At 72.8% G+C, this 25,111-nt stretch carries 20 protein-coding genes; 7 read left to right on the top strand and 13 right to left on the bottom strand.

Going from position 1 to position 25,111, the window contains the following annotated elements; all coding sequences use genetic code 11:
- Positions 1–223 precede the first annotated feature (223 nt).
- Positions 224–844 carry an acetate uptake transporter gene (locus tag IH54_RS0101590; protein ID WP_052396939.1) on the top strand — a complete coding sequence of 207 codons (621 nt, stop codon included), beginning with the start codon at positions 224–226 and terminating at the stop codon, positions 842–844.
- Complete coding sequence (acs, locus tag IH54_RS0101595; protein WP_031512277.1) at positions 844–2,805, top strand: acetate--CoA ligase; 1,962 nt, start codon at positions 844–846, stop codon at positions 2,803–2,805. The genes IH54_RS0101590 and acs overlap by 1 nt, the downstream gene beginning before the upstream one ends.
- 129 nt (positions 2,806–2,934) lie before the next feature.
- On the opposite strand, the gene IH54_RS0101600 is transcribed toward acs, so the two are convergent.
- The 5 genes from IH54_RS0101600 to IH54_RS0101620 form a co-directional block, all read right to left on the bottom strand.
- The gene (locus IH54_RS0101600) at positions 2,935–4,182 is read right to left on the bottom strand and encodes a cellulose-binding domain-containing protein (protein WP_078861839.1); all 1,248 of its coding nucleotides are present in this window, start codon (positions 4,180–4,182) and stop codon (positions 2,935–2,937) included.
- Positions 4,183–4,346: 164 nt separating this feature from the next.
- Positions 4,347–5,267: a carbohydrate ABC transporter permease gene (locus tag IH54_RS0101605; protein WP_031512280.1), complete on the bottom strand. Its 921-nt coding sequence runs from the start codon at positions 5,265–5,267 to the stop codon at positions 4,347–4,349.
- Positions 5,264–6,280, bottom strand: coding sequence for a carbohydrate ABC transporter permease (locus IH54_RS0101610; protein WP_031512281.1), 1,017 nt, complete (start codon positions 6,278–6,280; stop codon positions 5,264–5,266). The genes IH54_RS0101605 and IH54_RS0101610 overlap by 4 nt, the downstream gene beginning before the upstream one ends.
- The gene (locus IH54_RS0101615) at positions 6,277–7,644 is read right to left on the bottom strand and encodes an extracellular solute-binding protein (RefSeq protein WP_031512283.1); all 1,368 of its coding nucleotides are present in this window, start codon (positions 7,642–7,644) and stop codon (positions 6,277–6,279) included. Before IH54_RS0101615 ends, IH54_RS0101610 begins: the two co-directional genes overlap by 4 nt.
- A 356-nt stretch (positions 7,645–8,000) precedes the next feature.
- Entirely contained in the window at positions 8,001–8,486 is a 486-nt protein-coding gene (locus tag IH54_RS0101620) for a hypothetical protein (RefSeq protein ID WP_031512284.1), read from the bottom strand.
- Positions 8,487–8,801: 315 nt separating this feature from the next.
- Between IH54_RS0101620 and IH54_RS0101625 the strand changes: the two genes are divergently transcribed.
- Positions 8,802–9,803, top strand: coding sequence for a beta-ketoacyl-ACP synthase III (locus tag IH54_RS0101625; RefSeq protein ID WP_031512286.1), 1,002 nt, complete (start codon positions 8,802–8,804; stop codon positions 9,801–9,803).
- A 64-nt stretch (positions 9,804–9,867) separates the two neighbouring features.
- On the opposite strand, the gene IH54_RS0101630 is transcribed toward IH54_RS0101625, so the two are convergent.
- On the bottom strand, positions 9,868–10,878 hold the full coding sequence (locus IH54_RS0101630) for a phosphotransferase family protein (protein WP_031512287.1): 1,011 nt from the start codon (positions 10,876–10,878) through the stop codon (positions 9,868–9,870).
- A 193-nt stretch (positions 10,879–11,071) separates the two neighbouring features.
- On the opposite strand from IH54_RS0101630, the gene IH54_RS41270 reads away from it, so the two are divergent.
- Positions 11,072–12,349 carry a phosphodiester glycosidase family protein gene (locus IH54_RS41270; protein ID WP_052396940.1) on the top strand — a complete coding sequence of 426 codons (1,278 nt, stop codon included), beginning with the start codon at positions 11,072–11,074 and terminating at the stop codon, positions 12,347–12,349.
- 23 nt (positions 12,350–12,372) lie between these two features.
- Here the strand turns inward: IH54_RS41270 and IH54_RS42710 are convergent, their stop codons facing one another.
- Positions 12,373–13,242 carry a dienelactone hydrolase family protein gene (locus IH54_RS42710; RefSeq protein ID WP_078861840.1) on the bottom strand — a complete coding sequence of 290 codons (870 nt, stop codon included), beginning with the start codon at positions 13,240–13,242 and terminating at the stop codon, positions 12,373–12,375.
- A gap of 144 nt (positions 13,243–13,386) precedes the next feature.
- On the opposite strand from IH54_RS42710, the gene IH54_RS0101645 reads away from it, so the two are divergent.
- Positions 13,387–14,235 carry a LysR family transcriptional regulator gene (locus tag IH54_RS0101645; protein ID WP_043179410.1) on the top strand — a complete coding sequence of 283 codons (849 nt, stop codon included), beginning with the start codon at positions 13,387–13,389 and terminating at the stop codon, positions 14,233–14,235.
- A 13-nt stretch (positions 14,236–14,248) separates the two neighbouring features.
- Here IH54_RS0101645 and IH54_RS0101650 read toward each other — a convergent pair whose 3' ends face one another.
- Positions 14,249–15,619: a glycoside hydrolase family 3 N-terminal domain-containing protein gene (locus IH54_RS0101650; protein WP_234343310.1), complete on the bottom strand. Its 1,371-nt coding sequence runs from the start codon at positions 15,617–15,619 to the stop codon at positions 14,249–14,251.
- Between the two features lie 330 nt (positions 15,620–15,949).
- On the opposite strand from IH54_RS0101650, the gene IH54_RS39205 reads away from it, so the two are divergent.
- On the top strand, positions 15,950–18,682 hold the full coding sequence (locus IH54_RS39205; protein WP_234343311.1) for a glycoside hydrolase family 9 protein: 2,733 nt from the start codon (positions 15,950–15,952) through the stop codon (positions 18,680–18,682).
- Between the two features lie 130 nt (positions 18,683–18,812).
- Here the strand turns inward: IH54_RS39205 and IH54_RS0101660 are convergent, their stop codons facing one another.
- The 3 genes from IH54_RS0101660 to IH54_RS0101670 all read right to left on the bottom strand — a co-directional run bounded on the left by IH54_RS0101660 (position 18,813) and on the right by IH54_RS0101670 (position 21,246).
- Complete coding sequence (locus IH54_RS0101660; protein WP_031512295.1) at positions 18,813–20,057, bottom strand: RNA polymerase sigma factor; 1,245 nt, start codon at positions 20,055–20,057, stop codon at positions 18,813–18,815.
- 7 nt (positions 20,058–20,064) lie between these two features.
- Positions 20,065–20,400, bottom strand: a complete 336-nt coding sequence (locus IH54_RS0101665) for a YciI family protein (RefSeq protein WP_031512297.1) — start codon at positions 20,398–20,400, stop codon at positions 20,065–20,067.
- Positions 20,401–20,514: 114 nt separating this feature from the next.
- Positions 20,515–21,246 carry a YoaK family protein gene (locus IH54_RS0101670; protein WP_031512299.1) on the bottom strand — a complete coding sequence of 244 codons (732 nt, stop codon included), beginning with the start codon at positions 21,244–21,246 and terminating at the stop codon, positions 20,515–20,517.
- Positions 21,247–21,428: 182 nt separating this feature from the next.
- Here IH54_RS0101670 and IH54_RS0101675 point away from each other — a divergent pair, with 182 nt between their 5' ends.
- Positions 21,429–23,006 carry an MFS transporter gene (locus IH54_RS0101675; protein WP_078861854.1) on the top strand — a complete coding sequence of 526 codons (1,578 nt, stop codon included), beginning with the start codon at positions 21,429–21,431 and terminating at the stop codon, positions 23,004–23,006.
- 53 nt (positions 23,007–23,059) lie between these two features.
- Here the strand turns inward: IH54_RS0101675 and IH54_RS0101680 are convergent, their stop codons facing one another.
- Positions 23,060–23,983 (bottom strand): RNA polymerase sigma factor SigF, encoded by a 924-nt coding sequence (locus IH54_RS0101680; RefSeq protein WP_420711694.1) that lies wholly within the window; start codon positions 23,981–23,983, stop codon positions 23,060–23,062.
- Between the two features lie 85 nt (positions 23,984–24,068).
- On the bottom strand, positions 24,069–25,052 hold the full coding sequence (locus IH54_RS0101685; protein ID WP_031512303.1) for an acetylxylan esterase: 984 nt from the start codon (positions 25,050–25,052) through the stop codon (positions 24,069–24,071).
- Between the last annotated feature and the right edge of the window lie 59 nt (positions 25,053–25,111).

Below are 25,111 nucleotides of genomic sequence, written 5' to 3' on the forward strand. Positions count from 1 at the left end.
CGCGGGGGCCGGCCGCCGGGCGCACCGGGCCGACCGTTCACCGACTGCTCGCCGACCGCTGGGCGCACCCGGCGTACCGCCCGTCGTGCCGAGCGCGCCGCTGGGCGAATGTCACCGACCGTAGCCTCCCCGCCCGTTGTCCGCGGACCTACGGTGTGCCGCGACCCGAAACGGTCATTCCCCCTACCGCCCTGCCGTTCCTCGATGAGGAGGGATTCCGCAGATGAGCACTTCTGCGCCCGCGCCCACCATTGCCGACCCCGGCCCCCTCGGCCTGGCCGGCTTCGCCGCCACCACGTTCGTCCTGAGCTCCTTCAACGCCAACCTGATCGACGCGAGCCTGGAAGCCGTCGTGCTGCCGCTCGCGCTCTTCTACGGCGGGCTGGTCCAGCTGCTGGCCGGCATGTGGGAGTTCCGCAAGGGCAACACCTTCGGGGCGACCGCCTTCTGCTCCTACGGCGCCTTCTGGCTGTCGTACGCCGGGTACGCGAAGTTCGTCGCGGGCGGGCTGCCCGCCGACACCGCGCACCAGGCGACGGGGCTCTTCCTGCTCATCTGGGCGATATTCACCGTCTACATGACGGTGGCCGCGCTGCGGACCAACGGCGCCCTGCTCGCCGTCTTCGTGGCGCTGTCCGCCACCTTCGTCGTGCTGACCGTCGCGGAGTTCGGCGAGTCCTCCGGCGCCACCAAGGTCGGCGGCTGGCTCGGCCTGGTCACCGCGGTTCTCGCCTGGTACGCGTCCTTCGCCGTGGTCACCAACAGCACCTGGAAGCGCGGGGTGCTGCCGCTGTTCGCGGCGGCCGACACGGCGCAGGGCGGACCGGTCGAGGGCGCTCACTGATGTCCGACGAGACACTGTCGAACCTGCTCAGGGAGGACCGGCGGTTCCCGCCGCCGGCCGCCCTGGCGGAGCACGCGAACGTCACGGCCGCGGCCTACGACGCGGCCGCGGCGGACGACGAGGCCTTCTGGGCCGAGCAGGCCGCCCGGCTGGACTGGGCCGAGCCCTGGACACAGGTGCTGGACTGGAGCCGGGCGCCCTTCGCCCGCTGGTTCACCGGCGGCCGGCTCAACGTCGCCGAGAACTGCCTGGACCGGCACGTGAGGGCCGGCCTCGGCGACCGCGTCGCCTTCCACTGGGAGGGCGAGCCCGGCGACACCCGCACGCTGACCTACGCCGGTCTGAAGGACGAGGTCTGCCGTGCCGCCAACGCGCTGCTGTCGCTCGGCGTGCGGGCCGGCGACCGGGTCGCCGTCTACATGCCGATGATCCCCGAGACCGTCGTCGCGATGCTGGCCTGCGCCCGGATCGGCGCCCCGCACACGGTGGTCTTCGGCGGCTTCTCCGCCGAGGCGCTGCGCAGCCGCATCCTGGACTGCGACGCCCATGTGGTGATCACCGCCGACGGCGGCTACCGCAAGGGCGCCGCCTCCGCGCTCAAGCCCGCCGTGGACGAGGCGCTGGAGCAGTGCCCCGACGTGCACAGCGTGCTGGTCGTCCGGCGCACCGGCCAGGACGTCGGCTGGACCGAGGGCCGCGACGCGTGGTGGCACGACCTGGTCGACGCGGCGAGCGCCGAGCACACCCCCGAGGCGTTCGACAGCGAGCACCCGCTCTACATCATGTACACCTCGGGCACCACCGCCCGCCCCAAGGGCATCCTGCACACCACCGGCGGCTACCTCACCCAGGTCGCGTGGTCGCACTGGGCGGTCTTCGACATCAAGCCGGAGACGGACGTCTACTGGACGGCCGCCGACATCGGCTGGGTCACCGGGCACTCGTACATCGTCTACGGCCCGCTCGCCAACGCCACGACGTCCGTCCTCTACGAGGGCACCCCCGACTCCCCGCACCAGGGCCGCTGGTGGGAGATCGTGCAGAAGTACGGGGTGACGATCCTCTATTGCGCCCCCACCGCGATCCGCACCTTCATGAAGTGGGGCGACGCGATCCCGGCCGGCTACGACCTCACGTCGCTGCGGCTGCTCGGCTCGGTGGGCGAGCCGATCAACCCCGAGGCGTGGGTCTGGTACCGCAGGGCCATCGGCGGCGACCGCACCCCGGTCGTCGACACCTGGTGGCAGACCGAGACCGGCGCCCACATGATCAGCCCGCTGCCCGGCGCGAGCACCTGCAAGCCCGGCTCCGCGCTGCGCGCGCTGCCCGGCGTGTCCGCGGAGGTCGTCGACGACCAGGGCGAGCCGGTGCCGAACGGCTCGGGCGGCTACCTGGTGCTCACCCGCCCGTGGCCGTCGATGCTGCGCACCATCTGGGGCGACGAGCAGCGCTACGTCGACACGTACTGGTCCCGCTTCCCCGGCCGCTACTTCGCCGGGGACGGCGCCAAGAAGGACGACGACGGGGACATCTGGCTGCTCGGCCGGGTGGACGACGTCATGAACGTCTCCGGGCACCGCATCTCCACCACCGAGGTCGAATCGGCCCTGGTGTCGCACCCGCTGGTCGCCGAGGCCGCCGTCGTCGGCGCCGCCGACGCGACGACCGGGCAGGGCATCGTCGCCTTCGTGATCCTGCGCGGCGACGCGGCGCAGGGCGCGGCGCAGGACCCGGCGGCCGAACTGCGGGCCCACGTCGGCCGGGAGATCGGGCCGATCGCCCGGCCGCGGCAGATCCTGGTCGTCGCCGAACTGCCCAAGACCCGCTCCGGCAAGATCATGCGCCGCCTGCTCCGGGACATCGCGGAGAACCGCGAGCTCGGTGACGTGACGACGCTGACCGACTCCTCGGTGATGGACGCCATCCGGGAGCGGCTGCCGGACGCGCCCGACGGCTCCTGACCTTCCCCGCGTCACCCGGGAGCCGTGGCCCCCGGGCGGACCCGTAAGGGGGCCCGCCCGGGGAAGAGGTGCGGGAGTCCGGCCCGTTACGGGGGCGGGCCGGACTCCCGCGCCTTCACGCGCGCCGCGTCAGCAGCCGATCGGCGAGGTGCCCACGGCGACGTCGTCGAACCACAGCGTGTCGTCACCGGTGCCGTAGCTCTCCCAGCCGAAGCGCAGCGCGGTCGGCCGCGGCGGCGTGGTGCGCGAGAGCCACTGCTGGTCGATGTCCGCGGTCGGCACACCGTCCACCCGCAGGCCCGCAACGTCCTGGTCGTTCAGCCAGGTCTCCAGGTTCGGCGAGGTGGTGCCGATGGCGAACCGCAGGCACTGCCAGCTGCCGGTCGGCAGCGGGGTGCTGAGCGCCACTCCCGCCGGGCTCTGCGCGGGCAGCGTCGCGTCGTCCGTCTCGCGGTTCCACTGCAGGGCGCCGTTCTGGCCGCCGATCCGCAGCGCCTTGCCCGACTGCGAGGAGTCGGGCATCGACACGAAGGCGACGTGCGCGGTCGGCAGCGCGGTGGTGTGCCGCACCCACATCCGCACGTACACCGTCGGGCCCACCGAGGACAGGTCCTGGGTGCTGGCGACGAACATGTGGTTGCAGTAGCCGGCGTGTCCGTCCACCCGGATCGAGCGGCTGCCGCTGTGCGCGACGGAGGTGTCGACGGTCGCGGTGCCGCTGCCCGAGCAGTCCGGCGCCGCGGTCGTCCACTGGCCGGACGGCGCGCTGCCGGTCTGGTCCTCGAAGCCCGAGCAGATCACCGCGCCCGAGCAGCCGGCCGGCGGAGCGCTGGTCGGCGGCGTGGTCGGCGGGGTCGTCGGGGGCGTCGTGGGCGGGGTGGTGGGAGGTGTCGTCGGGGGAGTGGTGGGCGGGTTGCTGGTCGGGGGGGTGCCGTTGGCGGTGCACGCGGTGCCGTTGAGGGCGAAGGCCGAGGGCGTGGGGTCCGCCGAGCTCCAGGTGCCCTGCACGCCGAAGTCGGCGGAACCGCCGGTGGCGAGCGCCGCGTTGTAGCCGGCGTCGGCGGCGGTGACCGCGGTGCCGGTCTGGGTGACGGTGGCGTTCCAGCCGGACGTGATCTTCTGGTCGCCCTGGTAGTTCCACACCACCCGCCAGCCGTTGACCGCCGGGCCGTTGTTGGTCACCTTGATCTGGGCGGTGAAGCCGCCCGTCCACTCGTTGACGGTGTAGCCGACCGAGCAGCCGGAGCCGGCGGCGCCGTGGGCGGCGGGCAGCGCCACCAGGGCGGGCAGCAGCAGCGCGACTGCGGCCACCGGCCACAGCCACGGTCTGACGAGTAACCGACGCGAGGATGCGCGCACGGGGGACCTCCTGGACATGTGGGGGGAGTTGCTGCTCGCCACATGACATCCACATGCCGTATGACATCCACATGCCGTATGGGAGCGCTCCCACACTATGGAAGGGGCTCAACACCCTGTCAATGCCGCGTGCGCGGATGCCGTCCGTCCGGACGGGCATCCGCGCACGCGGGCTGCCGCCGTCAGCCCTTGCTGGAACCCAGGGAGAGGCCGGCGATGAACTGCTTCTGGAGGCAGATGTAGACCACCAGGGTCGGCACGGCCGCGATGAGCGCCGCCGCCGCGATCATGTTCTGGTTGCTGACGAACTGCCCCTGGAGGTTGGCCAGGGCCGAGGTCACCGGCCGCTTGTCGCCCGACGACATCAGGGTGATCGCCCAGAAGAAGTCGTTGTAGATCCAGGTGGTCAGCAGCGTCGCGAGCGCCGCGAGCGCCGGGCGGCACAGCGGCAGCGTCAGCCGCCAGAAGCGCGTCCACAGGGAGGCGCCGTCCACCAGCGCGGCCTCGTACATCTCGTCCGGCACCGCGCGCATGTAGTTGCTCAGCACGAAGACGCAGAAGCCCAGCTGGAACGCCACGTTGATGGCGACCAGACCGAAGACCGAGTTGTACATCAGCCCGCTGTCGCTCAGGAAGTGCGGCAGCGTGATCTTCAGGTACATCCGGTACAGCGGAGTGATGATGACCTGCTGCGGCAGCAGGTTGCCCGCCGTGAACAGGATCAGCAGCGCGATGTTGACCTTGACGTTGATCTTGCTCAGCACGAAGGCCACGCCCGACGCCAGCGCCAGCACGATGATCACCGAGGGGACGGTGATCAGCACCGAGTTCCAGAAGAAGTGCAGCATGTCCGACTGGGTCCACGCGTCACTGAAGTTCTTGAACGTCAGATGGTGCGGCATCGAGACGTAGCCGTACTTGCGGGTGTCGGAGTACGGCCGGACCGCCACGTACAGCGCGAACGCGATGGGCAGCAGCCACAGCACGCAGGACACGATGAGGAAGACCTGGGAGGCCGCCTGGCCCCACGGCCGGGTCCTCCGGCGGCCGGGCGCGGACGGGCGTGCCGCCTTGGCCGGCCGGGTGAGGGCTTCGGTCGTCATGGTGCTTCCTCCCGGCGGAACGTCTGGTAAAGGAACACCGAGATCGGCACCAGCGAGATGACCAGCAGCACGACCCCCAGCGCGGAGCCGAAGCCGACCCGCTGGGTCTCGCCGACGATGTTCGAGGTGACCAGCACCGACAGCAGTTCGAGGCCGTTGATGCCCTTGTTGGTGATGTAGACCAGGTCGAAGGCGCGCAGCGACTCGATCACGGTGACCACCATGACGACGATGTTGATCGGCTTCATCACCGGGAAGACGACCCGCCAGAAGGTCTGCCAGGCGTTGGCGCCGTCCATCCGCGCGGCCTCGCGCAGTGTCGGGTCGACGGCCTTGAGGCCGGCGAGGTAGAGCACCATCACGTAGCCGGCCTGCCGCCAGGTCGCCTCGACCAGCACCGCCCACAGGTTCAGATGCGAATTGCCGAGCCAGTCGATGGCGTTGTCGTTGCCGTTGCGCCCGATGACGGTGTTGATCAGCCCGAAGTTCTGCGAGTAGATGAACTCCCAGATGATGCCGACCAGTGCGAGCGACAGCATCACCGGCAGGAACAGGATGCTCTGGTACATCCGGCTGCCCTTGATACCGCGGTCGATGATCACCGCGAAGAGCATGCCCAGCGGGGTCGCGATCAGGACGAACACCGCCAGCCAGATGAGGTTGTGGCGGACCGCCGGCCAGAACTCCGGGTAGATCGTGGTGGCCTGGTGGTAGTTCTGGATGCCGTACCAGCATCCGTTGTTGAGGATCGAGGGGACGTTGGGCTTGCACGTCTGGCTGTGCAGGCTGCCCACGCCGTTCCACTTGGTGAACGACAGCAGCACGGTGCCGATCGCCGGGAACCACACGAAGGCCAGGTCCAGCAGCAGCGGGATCCCCAGCAGCAGCGCGACCACCACGCGGTCGCGCCGGGTGAGCTTGCGGACGCCGCCGCGGCGGCGGCGCGGGGACGGGGCGGCGGTGGCCCCGTCCCGCACCGCTGCCGCGGTGTCCGCAGCGGACGTCTCGGTCATGACGTGTAGATCGACTTCGCCTGGGCCTCGGCGCTCTTCTGCAGCTTGGCGATGTTGCCCGTGCTCGGGTCGTCGATGAACTTCTGGATGATGGAGATCATCGCGTTCGCCATGGCCGGGTCGGAGTCGCGGTCCATGAACTGGGCGACCGACTTGCACTTGCCGATCACCTCGACCGACTTCTTCTGGATCGCGTTGTACGTCGGCACCTGGAGGCCGTTGGCCAGGCCGACGTCCCACTGGTCGGTCTTGAGGTACGCGGCCTCGGCCGGGCCGGTGCCGATGTACTCCAGGATCGCCTTGGCGGCCTCGGGGTTCTTGGCCTTCTTGCTGAGCATGAAGCCGTCGGTGGGGGCGTCCATGTAGTCCTGGCCCCACTTGGGGTTCACCGTCGGGAAGGTGAAGAAGTCCAGGTCGGCCAGGTCCGCCTTGTCCGTGACGTACTGAGCGGCGACCTGGTTGGTGCCCTGGAAGGCCATGCCGGCCTGCTTGGTCTCCAGCGTCTTGACCGCGTCCTGCCAGATCCGGCCGTTGGCGCCGGACTGGACGTAGGGCATCAGCTCGGCCCAGTGCTGGAAGACCGTGGTGACGCCCGCGTCGGTCCACGGGATCTCGTGCTTCATCAGCTTGATGTGGTAATCGTAGCCGTTGATGCGCATGTTGAGGATGTCGAAGGTCCCCAGCGCGGGCCAGCCGTCCTTGTCGCCGAAGGCGATCGGCACCAGGCCGTCCGTCTTCATCTTCTTGGCGAGCGCGACGTACTCGTCCCACGTGGTCGGGACGCTGTAGCCGCGCTTGGCGAACTCGCTCTTGTTGTAGAAGACCACCCAGGGGTAGTTGTAGAGCGGCACCAGGTACTTCTTGCCGTCCAGGCCGGTGGACAGCTGCTTGGCGGAGTCGCCGAAGTTGCCGCCGATCTTCTCCCAGACGTCGTCGATCGGCTGCGCGAGGCCCTGGGCGGCGAAGTACTGCATGCGGTAGCCGGCGAACCAGGTGAAGAGGTCGTCCGGGGTGCCCTGCAGGTAGCTGGTGATGTTCTGCTGGAAGGTGTTGTGGTCGACCGTGTTGATCTTCACCTTCACCTGGGAGGACGCCGTGGCCCCGGCCGTGAGGGCGGCGAACGCGGCCTTGGCGGCCGGGTCGGAGTAGTTCGACCCGAAGGTGACGGTGCTGCCCGCGACCGACTTCCCGGAGTCGCCGCTCTTGCTGCTGTCGTCAGAGGAGTCGGAGCTGCTGCACGCCGTCAGCAGCCCGCCGGACACTGCCGCGAGCCCCGCGGCGCCGGCCGCGCCCCTGAGCAGGTTCCTCCGCGTCGGGGACGGGCTGCTGCCCGCATCGGTACCCGACGTCTCGACGTCCGACATGGTGCCTCCATGTGTGTGTGGGCGCTTATAGGGGACTTGTGGGAGAGCTGAAGGCGAAATGCTGACGGAGCGGAGGCTCTCGCGGGTCCATGGGCCCGAGCCGTTTCCAACAGAAGTCACCAAGATGAAACGCCATCGCAACTGCAGGGTAGTTCTACGCCACATGCAGATGGCCGTCAACGCCTAATTCCTGATGCGTTGCCGGACCGTGATGTCCCCAGGGTGTTGAAACATGTTCGCTTCGGTTGGCATTGCCGCCGCCGCACACGACGGCCGCCGTACACCCCCTGCAGGGCCTACGGCGGCCTGCCCGTGCCGTGTCCGGCTCCGGCGGGCTCCGGGGTGCCGCGGCCGCCTCAGCCGCGCCGCTGGGGCGCCGCGGCCGGCTGGTCGATGAGCAGGTCGGCGGTGCGGCTGCCGAGGGTGGTGCCGGCCTGGACGAGGGTCACCGTCAGCCGCAGCCGGTCGGCCGTGCAGCCGGGGAAGACCAGGTAGCCGGTTGCGGAGGTCACCGACGCGTGGGGGGCGACGGTGACCGGGCGCGGCAGCGGGTCGACGACGGGGCAGCCCGCCGGTAAGCCGGCCGAACTGCCGGAGAGGAAGCGCCCGTACCAGGTCTCGCCGACCGTCTGCGGCTCGCCGGTGCAGTTCGTCACCGTGAGGGAGGCGGAGGAGGTGCCGCCGGGCGACACCGACGGCGGGGAGAAGGCGAGGTCGCCGGCCACCACCGCGGGCGCGCACGCGGCGGGGGGAGCGGTGTCCGCGGCGGCGGGGCCGCCGGCCGCCGGCACGGCCGCGGCGGCGAGGGCGGCGGCAGGAAGTGCGAGGAGACTGCGCAGCATGACCGGATCCTGACTCTCGGCGGGCGGGGCCGCCCGGTTGCGGAACTGACCGCTCCACGGTGGGGGGCGCCCGGCGGTGTTGGCAATGGCCGCGCCGCGGCGCTCGGGCACCGCCGGGCGGGAACCGGCCGTCCGGGCAGGGCGCATGGCGGGGCCGACCGGCGGGCTGTCGGGCAGGTGGCCGACCTTCGTCCCCGCGATCTACGCGCGCCATAGAATGGGGCGCGGCGGCCGGCGGCGGGCGCTGCGACCGCGGAGACCACACCCCGGTACCGTGATCCGATCCGTACCGGCCCACCGGCCTGAAAGGCTCACATGAAAGCTGAGATCGCGGAGTCCGCCGGTGCGCGGCACGCCCGGATCCTCGGAGTCGGCTCCTATCGCCCGCGCCGGATCGTCGGCAACGACGAGGTGTGTGCGCACATCGACTCGACCGACGAGTGGATCCGCTCCAGGACCGGCATCGTCACCCGCCGCTGGGCCGCACCGGACGAGACTTTGGGCGTCATGGCCGAGCAGGCCGCGAGCAAGGCCGTTGCGGCGGCCGGCATCACTCCCGCAGACATCGGCCTGGTGATCGCCGCGACCTTCACGCACCTGAAGCAGACGCCCGCGATCGCCACCGAGATCGGCCACCGGATCGGCGCGGCCGGCGCGGCCGGCTTCGACATCTCGGCGGGCTGCGCCGGCTTCGTGCACGGCCTCGCGCTCGCCGCGGACGCGGTGCGCTCGCGTGGCGGCCACGTGCTGGTCGTCGGCGTCGAGCGGATGACCGACATCCTCGACCTGACCGACCGCTCCACCGCGTTCATCTTCGGCGACGGCGCCGGGGCGTGTGTCGTCGGCCCGTCCGACACCCCCGGGATCGGCCCGGTCGTGTGGGGCGCGGACGGCTCGCAGGCCGACGCGATCACCCAGAGCGTGCCGTGGGACGCGCTGCGCACCGACCCGCAGCAACCTTTCCCCGCGCTGCGCCAGGAGGGTCAGCGGGTCTTCCGCTGGGCGGTGTACGAGGTGTCGAAGGTCGCCGTGCGCGGGCTGGAGGCGGCCGGGCTGACCGTCGACGACCTGGACGCGTTCGTCCCGCACCAGGCCAACGAGCGCATCATCGACGCCATGACCCGCTCCATCGGCCTGCCCGCCCGGGTCGCCGTCGCCAAGGACATCGTCACCACCGGCAACACCTCGGGCGCGTCCATCCCGCTGGCCATGGACGCCCTGCTGGCCTCGGGCAAGGCCGTCTCCGGCGACACCGCGCTGCTGGTGGGCTACGGCTCGGGCCTGTCCTACGCCGCCCTGGTCGCCGCACTGCCCTGACGCGGGCCCGGCCGCCGCGGGTGCGGGGTGCGGGGCGGAAGCCCCGGACCCCGCACCTGCCGCCTCAGCTCCCCGCCGCCACCGCGTCGAGCGCCGCCGACAGCCGGGAGCCGGCGAAGTCCCGCACCCACGCGAGGTGCTCGCCGGTGGTGCCGCGGGGCACCACCTCGACCAGCATGATCAGGTAGAGGTAGCACCGGTAGAGCGCCAGCCGCACGCGCGCGGCCGCGTCGAAGGAGGTGCGCCCGCCCGCCGCCCCGTAGCCGGCGAGGAAGGCGGGGTCGTCCTCCAGGTGGCCGAAGAACAGCGACAGCGACGGGAAGTCCGCCAGCGGGTCGCCCCAGAACATCCGCTCGCCGTCGATCAGCCCGCCGACCGTACGAGCCCCCGGCTCCCCGTCCAGCAGCACGTTGCCCGACCACAGGTCGAAGTGCACCAGCACCGGCCGCGTCACCTCGGCCAGCGCCGGCGCGCCGCCCGCGAGCAGCGTGCGGATCTCCGCGACCGGCCGCGGCAGCCACGGGCCGTACGCCTCGGCGTCGGCCAGCAGCGCGTCCGTCATCGCCGCGAAGGCGGCCGGCCAGCCGGCGGCGAGTGGGGCGAAGCCCTGCGCGGGGTAGCCGAAACCGGCGCCGCCGTGCACCGCGTGCAGCCGGCCCACCAGGCCGCCCAGTTCGGTCAGCAGCCGCTCGTGCTCGCCCGGCGCCATCGCGTCGGCGACGCCGTTCCACGGCACGCCGGGGGAGTGCGTCATCACCAGGAAGGGCGGGGCGCCCGCGTCCTCGCGCCACTCGCTGTGCACCACGCGCGGGGCGGGGACGCCGGCCGCGGCGGCGTGCTCGTAGAACAGCGCCTCGCCGCACAGCAGTTCCGCCTCGTAGCGCAGCCGCGGCGTGCCCTCGGGCGGCGGCACCTTCAGCACCAGCCGGTCGCCGCCGACCAGGATGACCGAGAAGAGCGCGTTGTACGAGCCGCCGGGAATCCGGTCGCGCGACACGACCTGCGCGGCGTCGATCCCCGCGCGGGCCAGCAGCCTGTCCACCGCCTCGTCCGTCACCGTGTGCGCAGCCGCCATGTGGCCCCCTCCTCGGTCGCTGACGGCACCTTACGGTGCAGGCCGGCCGTACCGCCGGTCGGGTGCTTGTCGCTCCGCTGATGATTGGTCACCGTAACGGCGGGAAAGTCAGATGAAAGCGGGATCCAGAGCGCAGGGGCTCGGACGAGGGGGACGGGTCACAGAGGGTGATGCGGACGGAGGACGGGAGCGGATGAGCCGGCAGACCACCGACCCGCGGCCCGAGGGACGAGGCGGCCCCGGCGGTTCCGGAGGGCCGGCTTCCGGGCCCGCGGAGCAGCCGCCGTCCGCCCGGCGCCGGCGGCTGCTGCCGTGGAAGCACCGGCGCGACCTGACGCCGGAGCAGCTGCGCCGCCGCAGGCTCGTCACCCGCGGCCTGACCGGCACGTGCCTGGTCTGCACCGGCTGGCTCGGCTGGTCCGTCGCCCAGGCCCTCACGTACCCCGGCAAGGACAGCACCACCGCCAGGCTCGCCGAATGGGCGCGCGACCACGAGCTCGGCTTCGTCGTCGACAAGCTGGAGGACGTGCAGTACTCGATGCACCCGCCCAAGGTCGGCGGCGACCTGCCCGCCGACGCGCTGGCCCGGATGAGGGCCACGCAGCCGGCCGTGCCCACGCCCGCGCACCTCCCCTCCCAGCCCCTCGTCCCGCTGCGCGCCCCGCTGCGCCCGCCGGTCACCCCCGCCCTTCCCGGCGAGGGCGTCTACCGCACCCTCGCCACCGCGGGCGGCGAGCCGATCGTGCAGGGCACCTACGTCCGCCCGGACGGCGCTCACACCTCGTACGAGGCGGCGGTCGCCTGGATCAGCGGCAAGCACAGCCGCTTCCAGCTGCACCCCGGCTTCCGCGAGCCCGGCGGCGCCTTCGACGTGCCGCCCACCGTCCCCGAGGGGCAGCGCACCGGCCTGGTCGCCACCTGGAACGGCGGTTTCCGCATCACCGACGGCGGTTCCCGCGGCGGCTTCTACCTCGACGGCCGCACGGCGGGCGAGCTGCGCGACGGCGCCGCCTCCGAGGTCTTCTACCGCGACGGCTCGATGCGCATCGGCGTCTGGGGCCGGGACGTGACGATGACCCCCGAGGTCGTGGGCGTGCGCCAGTGCCTGGAGCTGATGGTCGACGGCGGCCGCGTCGTCCCGGACATCGGCGACGACTCCAAATGGGGCGTCAGCGACCAGAGCCGGATGTTCGTCCCCCGCTCCGGCGTCGGCGTCACCGCCGAGGGCGACATCGTCATGGTCGTCGGCCAGGCCCTCTCCGCCCGGACCCTCGCCGAACTGATGCAGCGCGCCGGCGCGGTCCGCGCGATGCCCCTCGACATGAACCGCGCCTGGCCGTCCTTCATGTCCTACGACGGCACCCGCACGCCGTCGAACCCGAAACCCACCAACATCCTCGACTTCGAGGACCCCCCGGACCGCTACTACACCCAGGCCACCCGGGACTTCGTCGCCGTATACGGCCGCTGAGCGCCTGAGCGCCTGAGCGGCTGTCAGGCCTCCGGGGCGAGGAAGGCCGCGAGCCGGTGCCAGGCGTCCCCGGCCGCCGCGGGGCGGTAGGTGTCGCGCTCGTCGGCGAGGAAACCGTGCGGGGTGCCGGGGTAGACCACGACCTCGTGCGGCACGCCCGCGGCGGCGAGGCGCTCGCGGACCCGGGCGGTCTGCTCGGGCGTGGCCACATGGTCGTCGGCGCCGGCGAGGTAGAGCACACGGCAGCCGCCCCGGCCGGCGATCCGCGGGGTGAGGTCGAGCAGCGGTTCCGGGCGGCTCAGCGCGGTGCCGGGGGTGTCCAGCCAGCCCGGGTAGACCGCGGCGACGGACGCGAGCGGAACGCGCGTCGCCGCGAACCAGGCCAGGTGCCCGCCGAGGCTGAAGCCGGCCATCGAGGGGCGCCCCACGGTGTCCGCGCGCTGCTCCAGATGGGCGAGCACCGCCTCCAGGTCCGCGCCCACCTCCTCCCGGGTGAGCCGGCCGATCAGTTCCAGGCCGCGGGCCCGGCCCCCGGCGTCGGCGATGCCGCAGTGGCCCGGGGCGGTGCGGTGGTAGAAGTCGGGCACGACGGCGACCAGCCCCAGCCCGGCGAGCCGGTCGGCCACCCGGCGGATGTACGGCGTCACCCCGAACATCTCGAAGCCCACGACCACCGCGGGCCACGGCCCTTCCCCGGCGGGCCGGGCGACGTACACGGCCATCGGCCGCGGCGCGCCGGGCACGGCGACCGCGGCCGACCCACGGACGACCGGCACGGCGCCTGCGGCCGCCCCCGGCTCCGCGGCGGCTCCCCGCCCCCTGACCGCTTCCTGCCCGGCAACCGCTTCCTGCCCGGCGACCGCTTCCTGCTGCCCGGCGGCTTCCTGCTCCATGACGGCGACACTCCTGGTACGGGTCTGCGTGACGCCTCCGATTCTGCGGGCGGCCCCACCGCCCGGTCCAAGACCCGTTCCGCCCGCGGCGATACCCTCGGGGCATCGCCGCGGGCAGAGCGCGGACGGGGGAGAGGCGGGGCCGTGGATCTCGACCTGCGCAAGGTGCGCTACTTCGTGGCCGTGGCCGAGCGGCTGCACTTCGGGCGCGCCGCCGAGGACCTGCTCATCGCGCAGCCCGCGCTCAGCCGGCAGATCCGCGCGCTGGAACGGGAGCTGGGCGCCGAGCTGTTCGTCCGCGACAGCCACCGGGTGCGGCTCACCGCCGCCGGCGAGCGGCTGCTCGACGACGCCCGGCCGCTGCTCGCCGCCGCGGACGCCGCCCGCCGCCGGGCCGGCCGGGCGGCGCACGGGGCCGGCCGGCTGGTGGTGGGCTTCCGCAGCGGCATCCGGGTGACCGAGGCGGTACGCGGCTTCGGCGCCGCGCATCCGGACGTCGCCGTGGAGGTGCGCCGGGTCGACTGGGACGACCAGGCCGCCGCCGTGCTGGACGGGCGCGTCGACGTGGCGTACGTCCGGCTGCCGGTCGTCGAGCCCGGCCTGGAGCTGACCCCGCTCTACGGCGAGCCGCGGATGGCGGCGCTCCCGGCCGGGCACCCGCTGGCCGGGAGCGCGGAGCTGACGGCCGCGCAGTGCGCGGCGCAGACCGAGATCCTGCACCTGTGCACCAACGCCGAGGCGTCCGGCCCGCGGCAGCCCCCCGCGGTGCGCACGGTCGAGGAGAAGCTGGAGTACGTGGCGGCGGGCCGCGGGCTCACGTACCTGCCGCGCTCCACGGCCCTGCTCCACCGCCGCCCCGACGTCGTCTACCGCCCGGTCGTCGACCTGCCCGAGGACCGGGTCGCGCTCGCCCGCCCGGCGGGGGAGCCGGCGCCGCTCGCCGCGGCCTTCACCGCGGCGGCCCTGCGCGCGGCGGCTGCGGCGCACCCGTGACCGTACCGCCTGCTCAGCCGCAGCTGAGCAGGCCCACCTTCTGCTTGGCCGCCAGGACCCGCCGCACGCTGTCCGACACCGCGTTGGCGAGCACCTTGTCCTTGGGCATCTGTGCGAGCACCGCGGACGTCATCGGCGCGATGTCGGAGGCCTTGACGGTCAGCAGCAGGTTGCCGCCGGCCTTGAGGTAGTCCACCGCGCGCTCGGCCGGGGTGCGGTCGCTGACGGCGGCGGCCTGGCCGAGGTCGTCGGAGATGACCGCGCCCTTGAAGCCCAGCGAGTCGCGCAGCATGCCGCGGATCACCGCCGAGGAGAAGGCCGCCTGGTTGTGGGGGTCGATCTTGGAGTAGATCGCCGAGGACACCATCACGAAGGGCGCGCCCGCCGAGACGGCGCTGCGGAAGGGCTGGAGGTAGGCGTCGTTGCGGGTGGTGACGTCGTCGGTGACGCCAAGGGTGAAGTCGGTGTTGCCGGTGACCCGGCCCAGGCCCGGGAAGTGCTTGGGGCTCGCGAGCAGGCCCGCGTCCAGGGTGCCGCGCAGGAAGGCGGTGCTGTGGGTGGCCACCGCCGAGGGGTTGGTGCCGTACTCGCGCTGGAGCTTGCCGATCGGCGCGTTGACGTTCGTCAGGTCGGGCGGCACGGTGTCGGCGACGGGCGCGAGGTTCATCGTGACGCCGGCCGACTTCAGCTCCCTCGCCCACTTCTCGGCGTCCTTCTGCAGGGTGGCCGCCGGGAGCTTGCCCTGGTCGACGGCGGTCGGGATGGTGCTGAAGCCGGGGCCGTTCAGGACCTGGACCCGGCCGCCCTCCTGGTCGGTGGAGACCAGCATGCCGACCTTGGCGCCCTTGACCGAGGGCGCGAGCTTGCGGACCTGGTCGGTGACGCGCTTGACCGCCGCGGTGCCGGAGTTGGTGTGCCCCATCAGGAAGACCGAGCCGACGCGGCCTGCGGTGATCGCGCTCGACTGGGCGGAGGTCATTCCGGTGCTGGTGACGGAGGTCATGAAGAGCTGGCCGACCTGCTGCGTGCGGCTCATCCCGGCGACCGCCTTGTCGACGCAGCTCGCCGGCTTGGCGGTGGCGGACGTGGCGGGCGGCGGCGCGGCGGTCCTCGACGGCGACGCCGAGGTGGCGGTGGGCGACGGGGTGGCGCTCGTCGGGGTGACCGAGGCGGGGGAGGAGACCGTCGTCGTGGTCGCCCCGCCGCTTCCGGACGAGCCGGAGCCGTCGCCGCACGCGGTCAGGGCGGTGGTGGCGGTCACGATCAGGCCGAGGACGAGCCCGGTACCGCGCAGTCCGGGACGGCGCGGCGGGCGGTGCCGGCCGCGGGGCGCGGGCGCGCGGCGGGCGCGCGGGGCGGCGGGGCTGGGGGTCGGCTGGCGCACGGCGGGACCTCACACCTCATCGGTCGTCGTCCGGCGGAGCCGGACGGCTGCGGCTGCTGCTTCTTCCGCTCCTCCGCGCCGCCCGGGACGCCGGTCGTCCCGGGCGGCGGGAAGAAAAACCCTCGTGAGTTGATCATCCTGCCCCGCCCTTCCGTTTCCCGCATCTCCTGCGCCGCCGTACGCACACTTCTTGACGGTGCGCGAGCTGCGGGGCCAGCATGTGGGAGCGCTCCCATGGGCGGGTGGGCGGCTGACAACTCCCGGTCGGCCGACCGCCCGCCCCTGGGTGCGTTTCCCCCCACCACGACCATGGCCCTCCCAGGAGGACGCGTGCCCAGAACCCGCGTGCCCCGCAGAACCGGCAAACCCTTCTCCGTACTCCCGGCATTCCCCGCATTCCGCGCACTTCCTGCTCTCGGCGCTGTCCGCGTACGAGGCGCCGCCCGCCGCGCCCGGACCGCGGCGGTCACCGCAGCGGCCGCGCTGCTGCCGCTCACCATGGCGGCCACCGCCGGCGCCCCCGCGGCCCACGCAGCCGCCCCGGCCGCCGCGCCCGCCGCCGCCGGGAGCTACAACTACGCCGAGGCGCTCCAGGACTCGATGCTCTTCTACGAGTCGCAGCGCTCCGGCAAGCTGCCCGCCGACAACCGCGTCACCTGGCGCGGCGACTCCGACCTCACCGACGGCGCCGACGCCGGACTGGACCTGACCGGCGGCTACCACGACGCCGGTGACGAGGTGAAGTTCGGCTTCCCGATGGCCTTCTCGATGACCATGCTCGGCTGGGGCGGCATCGACGAGGCGTCCGGCTACGCCAAGAGCGGCCAGAACACCTACCTGCTGCGCAACCTGCGCTGGGGCGACGACTGGCTGCTCAAGGCGCACCCCTCGGCCAACGTCCTCTACGGCCAGGTGGGCGACGGCGGCAGCGACCACTCCTTCTGGGGCCCGCCCGAGGCCAACCCCTCGCCGCGCCCCTCGTTCAAGATCGACGCGTCCTGCCCCGGCTCCGACCTCGCGGGCGAGGCGGCGGCCGCGCTCGCGTCCTCGTCCATGGTCTTCAAGCAGAGCGACGCCGCCTACTCGGCCACCCTGCTGGCCAACGCCAAGCAGCTCTACACCTTCGCCGACACCTACCGCGGCACGTACGACAAGTGCATCACCGCCGCCCAGGGCTACTACAACTCCTGGAGCGGCTACTGGGACGAGCTGGTCTGGGGCGCGCTGTGGCTCTACCGCGCCACCGGCGACAGCACGTACCTGACGAAGGCCGAGACGTACTTCGCGCAGCTGCCGAAGATGAACCAGACCACCACGCCGGAGTACAACTGGACGCTCGCGTGGGACGACAAGTCCTACGGCGACTACGTGCTGCTCGCCGAACTCACCGGCAAGCAGACCTACGTCGACGACGCCGAGCGCTGGCTCGACTGGTGGACCACCGGCGTCAACGGCCAGAAGGTGAGCTACTCGCCGGGCGGTGAGGCCTTCCTCGACACCTGGGGCTCGCTGCGCTACTCGTCCAACACCGCCTTCGTCGCGCTCCAGTTCTCCGACTGGCTCACCGCGCAGGGCAAGGACGCGTCGAAGGCGCAGACCTACCACGACTTCGGTGCCCGGCAGATCGACTACGTCCTCGGCGACAACCCGCTGAAGGAGAGCTACGAGATCGGCTTCACCAACTCCGGCAAGAACACCAAGTGGCCGCAGAACCCGCACAGCAGGGCCGCGCACGGCTCCTGGTCGCAGTCCATGACCGAGCCGGCCACCACCCGGCACCTCGACTACGGCCTGCTGGTCGGTGGCCCCGGCTCGGCGGACGACGGCTTCTCCGACGAGCGCTCCAACTACGGCGAGACGGAAGGCGCGCTCGACTACAACGCGGGCTTCTCCGGCGCGCTGGCCGCCCTCACCGACGAGTACGGCGGCAGCCCGCTGGCGAACTTCCCGCCCAAGGAGACCCCGGACGGGCCCGAGGAATTCCTCCAGGCCGCGGTCAACGCGTCGGGCACGAACTTCTACGAGCTGAAGGTGCAGGTGGTCAACAAGTCCGGCTGGCCCGCCCGGCACCTCACCCACGGCAGCTTCCGCTACTACTTCACCCTCGACCCGGGCACCAGCCCCTCGCAGGTCACCCTGACCTCGGCGTACAACCAGTGCTCGGCGCCGACCGGGCCGACGCAGTTCTCCGGCAGCGTCTACTACGTGACGGTCAGCTGCGAGGGCCAGGACATCGCGCCCGCCGGGCAGTCGGCCTTCCACCGCGAGGTGCAGTTCCGGCTGAGCTTCCCCGGTGCGCACGACCCCACGAAGGACTGGTCCTACCAGGGCGTCTCCACCACGCCCGGCTCCACGCCGGTCACCGTGAACGACATGGTGCTCTACGACGGTTCGACCGCCGTGTGGGGCAACGCGCCCAGCGGTGACGGCGGCACCCCGCCGGCCACCACCCCGCCGGGCGCGCCCGGCAAGCCCACCGCCTCCGCGGTCGCCGACTCGTCGGTCACCCTCACCTGGGCCGCGGCCACTCCCGGCAGCCTGCCGCTGGCCGGCTACCAGGTCTACGCCGGGTCCACGCTGCTCGCCACCACCACGGCGACGAGTTACACCGCCACGGGCCTGACGCCGGGCACGCCGTACACCTTCACCGTCAAGGCCGTCGACACCGCGGGGAACACCTCGTCGGCGTCCCCCTCGGCGACCGTCACCACCACCACGACCGGCACCCCGCCGGGCGGCGGCACCGGTGCGGCCTGCACGGCCGTCTACAAGGTGACCAACTCCTGGTCGGGCGGCTTCCAGGCGGACGTCCTGGTGACCAACGCCGGCTCGGCCGCGCTGAACGGCTGGACGCTGACCTTCACCTTCGGCGGTGACCAGAAGGTCGGCAGCGGCTGGAGCGGCACCTTCACGCAGTCCGGCCAGAAGGTCACGGTGACCAACCCGTCCTGGGCGGCCTCGCTGCCGGCGGGCGGCACGGTCGACCCGGGCTTCACGGCCACCTACTCCGCGAGCAACGCGGCGCCCACGGGCTTCGCCCTCAACGGGGTGGCCTGCACCTGAGCCGCACCCGCTTCCCCCGACCCGTTGACCCCCCCGCGGCGAGCGCTCCCCCGTTCGCCGCGGGGGCGGTGGGCTCCGCCGGAGAGCGGGACGCCACGGGGGCCGGGCGGGCGGCCCCGCAGGAGCTCGCTCAGGCCAGGCTCGCCAGGCGGCGGGCCAGGAAACGGCGTTCGGCCTCGGTCGGGGCGAGGTCCAGGGCCGCGCGGTAGGCGGCCGCCGCTTCCGGGGTGCGGCCCAGGCGGCGCAGGAGGTCCGCGCGGGTCGCGGGCAGCAGGTGGTAGCCGGCGAGCGCGCCGGACGCGTCGAGGGCGTCCGCCAGGGCCAGTCCCGCGGCAGGGCCCTGCACCATGGCCACAGCCACCGCACGGTTGAGCTCGACGACGGGTCCGGGCGCCATCCGGGCCAGCTCCCCGTACAGTCCGGCGATCTGCGCCCAGTCCGTTGCCTCGGGCTTCTCCGCCTCCGCGTGGCACGCGGCGATCGCGGCCTGCACCTGGTAAGGGCCGGGCCGCCGACGGGCGAGCGCCGCGTCCAGGACGGCCGTGCCCTCGGCGATGCGCTGCCGGTCCCAGCGCGAGCGGTCCTGCTCCTCCAGCGGCACCAGATCCCCGGCGGCGTCGGTCCTGGCTGCCGCCCGGGCGTGGTGCAGCAGCATCAGCGCCAGCAGCCCCGCCGCCTCCGGCTCTTCTGGCAGCAGCCCGGCGAGCAGCCGCGCGAGCCGGATCGCCTCCGCGGTGACGCGCTGCTGGTCGGGGCCCGCGGCCCCGGGCGCGTACCCGGCGTTGAAGAGCAGGTAGAGGATGGCCAGCACGGCCTCCGTCCGCTCGGGCAGCAGCTCCTGCGGGGGCACCCGGAAGGGGATCCCGGCGTTCCTGATCTTGTTCTTGGCGCGGGTCAGCCGCTGCGCCATCGTGCCCTCCGGCACCAGGAACGCGCGGGCGATCTCCGCGGTGGTGAGCCCGGTGAGGGTCCGCAGGGTGAGCGCGACCTGCGCGGGCAGCGGCAGCGCCGGGTGGCAGCAGGTGAAGACCAGCCGCAGCCGGTCGTCGGGCAGCCCGTCGTCCCCGGCGAGCGCGTCCGAACCGGCGTCCGGCGGCCCGGGTTCGAGCCGGGCCGCCTGGCGCAGCTTGACGCTCTCGTTGGCGGCCCTGCGCAGCAGGTCCAGCGCCCGGTTGCGAGCGGTGGTGGTCAGCCATGCGCCCGGGCTGCGCGGCACCCCGTCGCGCGGCCAGCGTTCGAGCGCGTGCTCGAACGCGTCCTGCGCGCACTCCTCCGCCAGGTCCCAGTCGCCGGTCTGCCGGATCACCGCCGCCACGACCCGGCCCCACTCCCGGGACCAGGCCGCGGCGACGGCCTCCTTCACCGCGTCCCGCACGCCGGCCTCAGTCCGTCCAGAACGGCCGGACCTCGACCATGCCGAACTTCGCCACCGGGTGGGCGGCCGCGACCTCGATGGCCTCGTCCAGATCGGCGCACTCGATGATGTCGAATCCCGCCATCTGCTCCTTCGTCTCGGCGTAGGGCCCGTCGGTGACGAGCTGGGAGCCGTTCCTGACCCGGACGGTCGTGGCGTCCTCCGACGGCCGGGTCCGGTTCCCGTCCAGCCGCACCCCGCGCCGGGTCATCTCCTCGACCCACGGCTCGGCGTCCAACTCCTCGGGCGTCGCCCCCGGGAAGCCCTCGGCGGTCTCCTGGCAGATCAGCAGCAGGTACTTCATGGCACCTCTCCTCGTTCGCGGTTCGCGCCCGGGCTCCATGGTGCCCGGTCACCCTTACGACGATCGGCAACCCCCCGGATGTACATCCCGCGGCGGATCCGGCCGGGTTTTTTCTCAGGCGCCCGTCCAGCCCGCCGCGGCGCGCCGGGAGGGGAGCAGCGCGGCGCCGACCGCGGCGAGGACGGCCGCGGCGACCGGGAGCGGCAGGGACCGCGCGGCGTGCCCGACGAGGGCGGCGCCGGCCAGGGCGCCGGTGAACATCGCCGCCGCCGACAGCAGCCGGCTGCCCGCCTTGGCGTCCGGGCCGCCCGCGAGCCGGCCGTCCGCGGCCATGCCGGTGATCGTCATCGTCAGGACGGTGGTCGTCAGGTCCGGTACGGCCAGCCGCCGCACCACCGCGTTCTGACCGCCCATCGCGAGGCCCAGCAGCACGATCAGCGCCGCCCGCGCGCCGCCGCGCGCGGGCAGGTCGGCGGCGGCCGCGACCGCCCACGCCACCAGCACCAGCGCGGTCTGCGCGGCGCAGACGGCGAGCAGCAGCCGCCCGCGGTGCGCGGGCAGCGCGCGGGCGAGGCGCCCGCCGAGCACCGCCCCGGCGGCGAAGGCGGCGAGCGCGAGCAGCGAGGCGGTGAGCGAGAAGCCGCTCGCGCCGGCCAGTGCGAAGCCCAGGAAGACGACGTTGCCGGTCATGTTCGCCACGAAGACGTGGCCGAGGACGAGATAGCTGAAGGCGTCCACCAGCCCCGTGACCAGGGTGAGCGCGAGCAGCAGCGGCGGCAGCGGGCCGTGCGGGCCGGCGGGGCGCGGGACGAGCGTGTCGCGGGCTTCGCGGAGCAGCGGATGCACGGCGGGCGGTCTCCTGGGCGTGGCGGACGGCGTACGGGACAGACGTACCCACCAGGGCGGCGCCGGCGCAACCACCCGCGCGCGGCGGTGGCGGATCACCCCCATGGGGCGCTCCCCGCCGGGCGTGGCGGCCGTGCCCGGACCGCCGCCCGGTGTGAGACTGCGACGCGGAGGTGATCTTCATGCCCGGATCGGCGGCCGGACCTGCGGACGAAGCGGCATCCGGCCAGGAGCGGGGACCGGCGCCCGGGAAGGCGGACGCGCCGGTGCCCGGCGGTGACGGGGGGTCCGGTGACACCGTCACCACGGATGTGCCCGCGCGGCTCGACCGGCTGCCGTGGTCGCGCTGGCACTGGATGATCGTGATCGGGCTCGGCACCGTCTGGATCCTGGACGGTCTGGAGGTGACCACGGTCGGCAACATCGCGGGCCGTATCGCCGAGCCCGGCAGCGGCCTGTCGGTGACGGCCTCCCAGATCACCGGCATCGCCGCCGCGCTGTACGTCGCGGGCGCGTGCTCGGGCGCGCTGTTCTTCGGCTGGCTGACAGACCGCTACGGCCGCAAGAAGCTCTTCATGATCACGCTCGCGGTGTATCTGAGCGCCACCGCGATGACCGCGCTGTCCTTCCAGCCCTGGTGGTTCTTCACCTTCCGCTTCCTGACCGGCTTCGGTATCGGCGGCGAGTACGCGGCGATCAACTCCGCGATCGACGAGCTGATCCCCTCCCGCTTCCGCGGCCGGGTCGACCTGATCATCAACGGCAGCTACTGGCTGGGTGCGATCGGCGGCTCGCTGCTGTCCATCGTCATGCTCAACACCAGCATCTTCCCCAAGGACGTCGGCTGGCGGCTGACCTTCGCACTCGGCGTCGTCCTCGGCCTGGTGATCATGCTGGTGCGCCGCCACGTACCGGAGAGCCCGCGCTGGCAGTTCATCCACGGCTACGGCGACGAGGCGAACGGGCTGGTCGCGGACGTCGAGAAGCAGATCGAGGGGGAGAAGCACGAGAAGCTGCCGGAGGCGGCCGGGCGGATCACCATCCACCAGCGGGCGAGCATCGGCTTCGGCATCATCGCCCGGACCGTCTTCACCCGCTACCCGCGGCGCGCGGTGCTGAGCCTGTCGCTCTTCGTCGGCCAGGCCTTCCTCTACAACGCCATCACCTTCGGCTTCGGCAACATCCTGACCACCTTCTTCGGTGTGGGGACCGGCGACACCGGCTACTACTTCGCGGTGATCGCGGCGGGCAACTTCCTGGGCCCGCTGCTGCTCGGCCACCTCTTCGACACCGTCGGGCGGCGCGTCATGATCTCGTCGACGTACCTGCTGTCCGGCGTGCTGCTGTTCGGCACCGCGTGGCTCTTCGACCGCGGTTCGCTGAACGCCACGACGATGACGGCGTGCTGGTCCGTGGTGCTGTTCTTCGCCTCGGCGGGCGCGAGCAGCGCGTACCTGACGGTCTCCGAGATCTTCCCGATGGAGACCCGGGCGATGGCCATCGCCTTCTTCTACGCGATCGGCACCGCGGCGGGCGGCATCAGCGGCCCGCTGGTCTTCGCCGACCTGACGAAGTCGGGCGTGGTCTCCGACACCGTCACCGCGTTCGTCATCGGCGCTTCGCTGATGTGCGCGGCCGGCCTGGTCGCGGCCTTCCTCGCCGTCAAGGCCGAGCGCCGGTCGCTGGAGGACATCGCCACCCCGCTGTCCCAGACGTCGCCGCCGTCGTCCGGCACGACCCCGGCCGCCGGCCGCGCGTGAGGCGCGGGCCGGCGGCCGGAAAGCCTGGGCCGGGGTGCTGGACGCCCGGGGCTCTAGTCCTGGGCGAGCAGCCCGGCCCGCAGCCGGGCGATGGTGCGGCTGAGCAGCCGGGAGACGTGCATCTGCGAGCAGCCGAGGCGCTCGCCGATCTCCGCCTGCGTCAGCTCCTCGCCGAAGCGCAGCTGCAGCAGCAGCCTGCTGCGTTCCGGCAGTTGCTCGATGAGCGGGGCCAGCGCGTGGAAGTCCTCGAAGAGGTCGAGGGCCGGGTCGCACTCGCCGAAGGTCTCGCCGAGGGTGCGGCCCTCGCCGTCGGCGGAGGTGTCGGCGTCGGTGTAGGGGGTGTCGATGGAGCCCGCGGTGTAGCCGTTGGCGGCCACCAGTCCCTCGACGACCTCGTGCTCCGGGAGGCCCAGGTGTTCGGCCAGCTCCGCGACGGTCGGGTCGCGGTCCAGCCGCAGCGCCAGCGTCTCCTTGGCCTTGCTCAGCTCCACCCGCAGCTCCTGCAGCCGCCGCGGCACGTGCACGGCCCAGCTGGTGTCGCGGAAGAAGCGCTTCATCTCCCCGACGATGTAGGGCACCGCGAAAGTGGTGAACTCCGTCTCCCGGGAGAGGTCGAAGCGGTCGATCGCCTTGATCAGGCCGATCGTGCCGACCTGGACGATCTCCTCGTGGTCGGTGGCCGGGCGGTTGCGGTAGCGCGCGGCGGCGAAGTACACCAGCGAGAGGTTCATCTCGATCAGGGTGTTGCGCGCGTACGCGTGCTCCGGCGTGCCCTCCTCCATCTCCTGCAGGCGGTCGAAGAACAGCTTGGACAGGACCCGCGCGTCCTGGGGGGCCATCGCCGAGGGCTCGTCGACGAACGGCAGCCCGCCGGTGGCCGCCTGGGATCCTTGCGGCCACCGTACGTCCTGCTGCGGCGCACTCGTCGCCGTCGCCGCTTCGTCCGTGCTTACGGTCTGTTCCAGCTGTGCGGTCACGTCATCGCCCCATTCGTACGACTGATGGCGTACCACCTGCCCGGGAAACGGCGGGGCATGCCTTCTTTTTCGGCCGCTGCTCCGGCTACTCCGGCTTGGGGTCGGCCAAGCGCTCCGGGAGCCAGCGCAGTTGCACGGCCTGCTGGGCGGCGCCGCCGCCCTCGTGGCCGTTGAAGTCGTAGACCTCTATCTGCTTGTCCCGGCCCGCGTAGGCGTTGAAGGCCGCGAAGACGGTGGAGGGCGGGCAGACCTGGTCCTCCAGTGCGGTGGAGAAGAGCGCGGGCGCCCGGCCGCGGGCGGCGAAGTGCACGCCGTCGAAGTACGCCAGGGTCTCCAGCACCTTGGCCCGGCGGGCGCGGTGCACCGACAGGTACCGGCCGACCTCCCGGTAGGGCAGCTCGTCGGTGACCGTGATCGCGCGCGGGAAGTCGCACAGGAAGGGCACGTCGGGCATGACCGCGGCGAGGTCCGGCACCAGACCGCCGACCGCCGCGGAGATGCCGCCGCCCTGGCTCACCCCGGCCGCGACCGTACGGGAGGCGTCGACCAGCGGGTGGGAGCGGGCGGCCTCGACGGCGCGCACCGCGTCGGTGAAGACCCGGCGGTAGTAGAAGTCGTAGGGGTCCTCGATGCCGCGGGTCAGGAAGCCGGGGGTGGCCGGGGCGCTGCCGACCGGGTCCTCGGTGTCGCCGACCGACCATCCGGAGCCCTGGCCGCGGGTGTCCATCACGAAGTGCGCGCAGCCGGCCGAGGCCCACAGCAGATGGCTGTGCGCCAGCCCCCGCCCGCCGCCGTAGCCGATGAACTCCACGACCACCGGCAGCGGCTCCGTGGTGCCCGCGGGCAGCGTGAACCAGCCCTTGACCGGGTGGCCGCCGAAGCCGGCGAAGGTCACGTCGTAGGTGTCGACGGTGGTCAGCCCGATCTGCACCGGTTCGAAGACGGCCGCCAGATCGTACTGGCGCGCCTGGCCGAGGGTGTCGGCCCAGAACTGGTCGAAGTCCGCGGGCTCCACGGAACTGCTTCGCCTCTCGCGGAGCTCGTCGAGCGGCAGGTCGAACAGGGCCATGGGACGTCCTTCTGGCTGGCGGCGGATCGATCACCCACACGGTACGTCCTGAGCGGCCC

This window comes from Streptomyces sp. NRRL F-5123 (genome assembly GCF_000721495.1).
In the GTDB taxonomy this organism is placed as follows: domain Bacteria; phylum Actinomycetota; class Actinomycetes; order Streptomycetales; family Streptomycetaceae; genus Actinacidiphila.

What these genes read in the sequence shown, in the direction of transcription:
- IH54_RS0101590 (WP_052396939.1), top strand. Translation starts at nt 224, where the DNA reads ATGAGCACTTCTGCGCCCGCGCCCACCATTGCCGACCCCGGCCCCCTC.
- acs (WP_031512277.1), top strand. Translation starts at nt 844, where the DNA reads ATGTCCGACGAGACACTGTCGAACCTGCTCAGGGAGGACCGGCGGTTC.
- IH54_RS0101600 (WP_078861839.1), bottom strand. Translation starts at nt 4,182, where the DNA reads ATGTCCAGGAGGTCCCCCGTGCGCGCATCCTCGCGTCGGTTACTCGTC.
- IH54_RS0101605 (WP_031512280.1), bottom strand. Translation starts at nt 5,267, where the DNA reads ATGACGACCGAAGCCCTCACCCGGCCGGCCAAGGCGGCACGCCCGTCC.
- IH54_RS0101610 (WP_031512281.1), bottom strand. Translation starts at nt 6,280, where the DNA reads ATGACCGAGACGTCCGCTGCGGACACCGCGGCAGCGGTGCGGGACGGG.
- IH54_RS0101615 (WP_031512283.1), bottom strand. Translation starts at nt 7,644, where the DNA reads ATGTCGGACGTCGAGACGTCGGGTACCGATGCGGGCAGCAGCCCGTCC.
- IH54_RS0101620 (WP_031512284.1), bottom strand. Translation starts at nt 8,486, where the DNA reads ATGCTGCGCAGTCTCCTCGCACTTCCTGCCGCCGCCCTCGCCGCCGCG.
- IH54_RS0101625 (WP_031512286.1), top strand. Translation starts at nt 8,802, where the DNA reads ATGAAAGCTGAGATCGCGGAGTCCGCCGGTGCGCGGCACGCCCGGATC.
- IH54_RS0101630 (WP_031512287.1), bottom strand. Translation starts at nt 10,878, where the DNA reads ATGGCGGCTGCGCACACGGTGACGGACGAGGCGGTGGACAGGCTGCTG.
- IH54_RS41270 (WP_052396940.1), top strand. Translation starts at nt 11,072, where the DNA reads ATGAGCCGGCAGACCACCGACCCGCGGCCCGAGGGACGAGGCGGCCCC.
- IH54_RS42710 (WP_078861840.1), bottom strand. Translation starts at nt 13,242, where the DNA reads ATGGAGCAGGAAGCCGCCGGGCAGCAGGAAGCGGTCGCCGGGCAGGAA.
- IH54_RS0101665 (WP_031512297.1), bottom strand. Translation starts at nt 20,400, where the DNA reads ATGAAGTACCTGCTGCTGATCTGCCAGGAGACCGCCGAGGGCTTCCCG.
- IH54_RS0101675 (WP_078861854.1), top strand. Translation starts at nt 21,429, where the DNA reads ATGCCCGGATCGGCGGCCGGACCTGCGGACGAAGCGGCATCCGGCCAG.
- IH54_RS0101685 (WP_031512303.1), bottom strand. Translation starts at nt 25,052, where the DNA reads ATGGCCCTGTTCGACCTGCCGCTCGACGAGCTCCGCGAGAGGCGAAGC.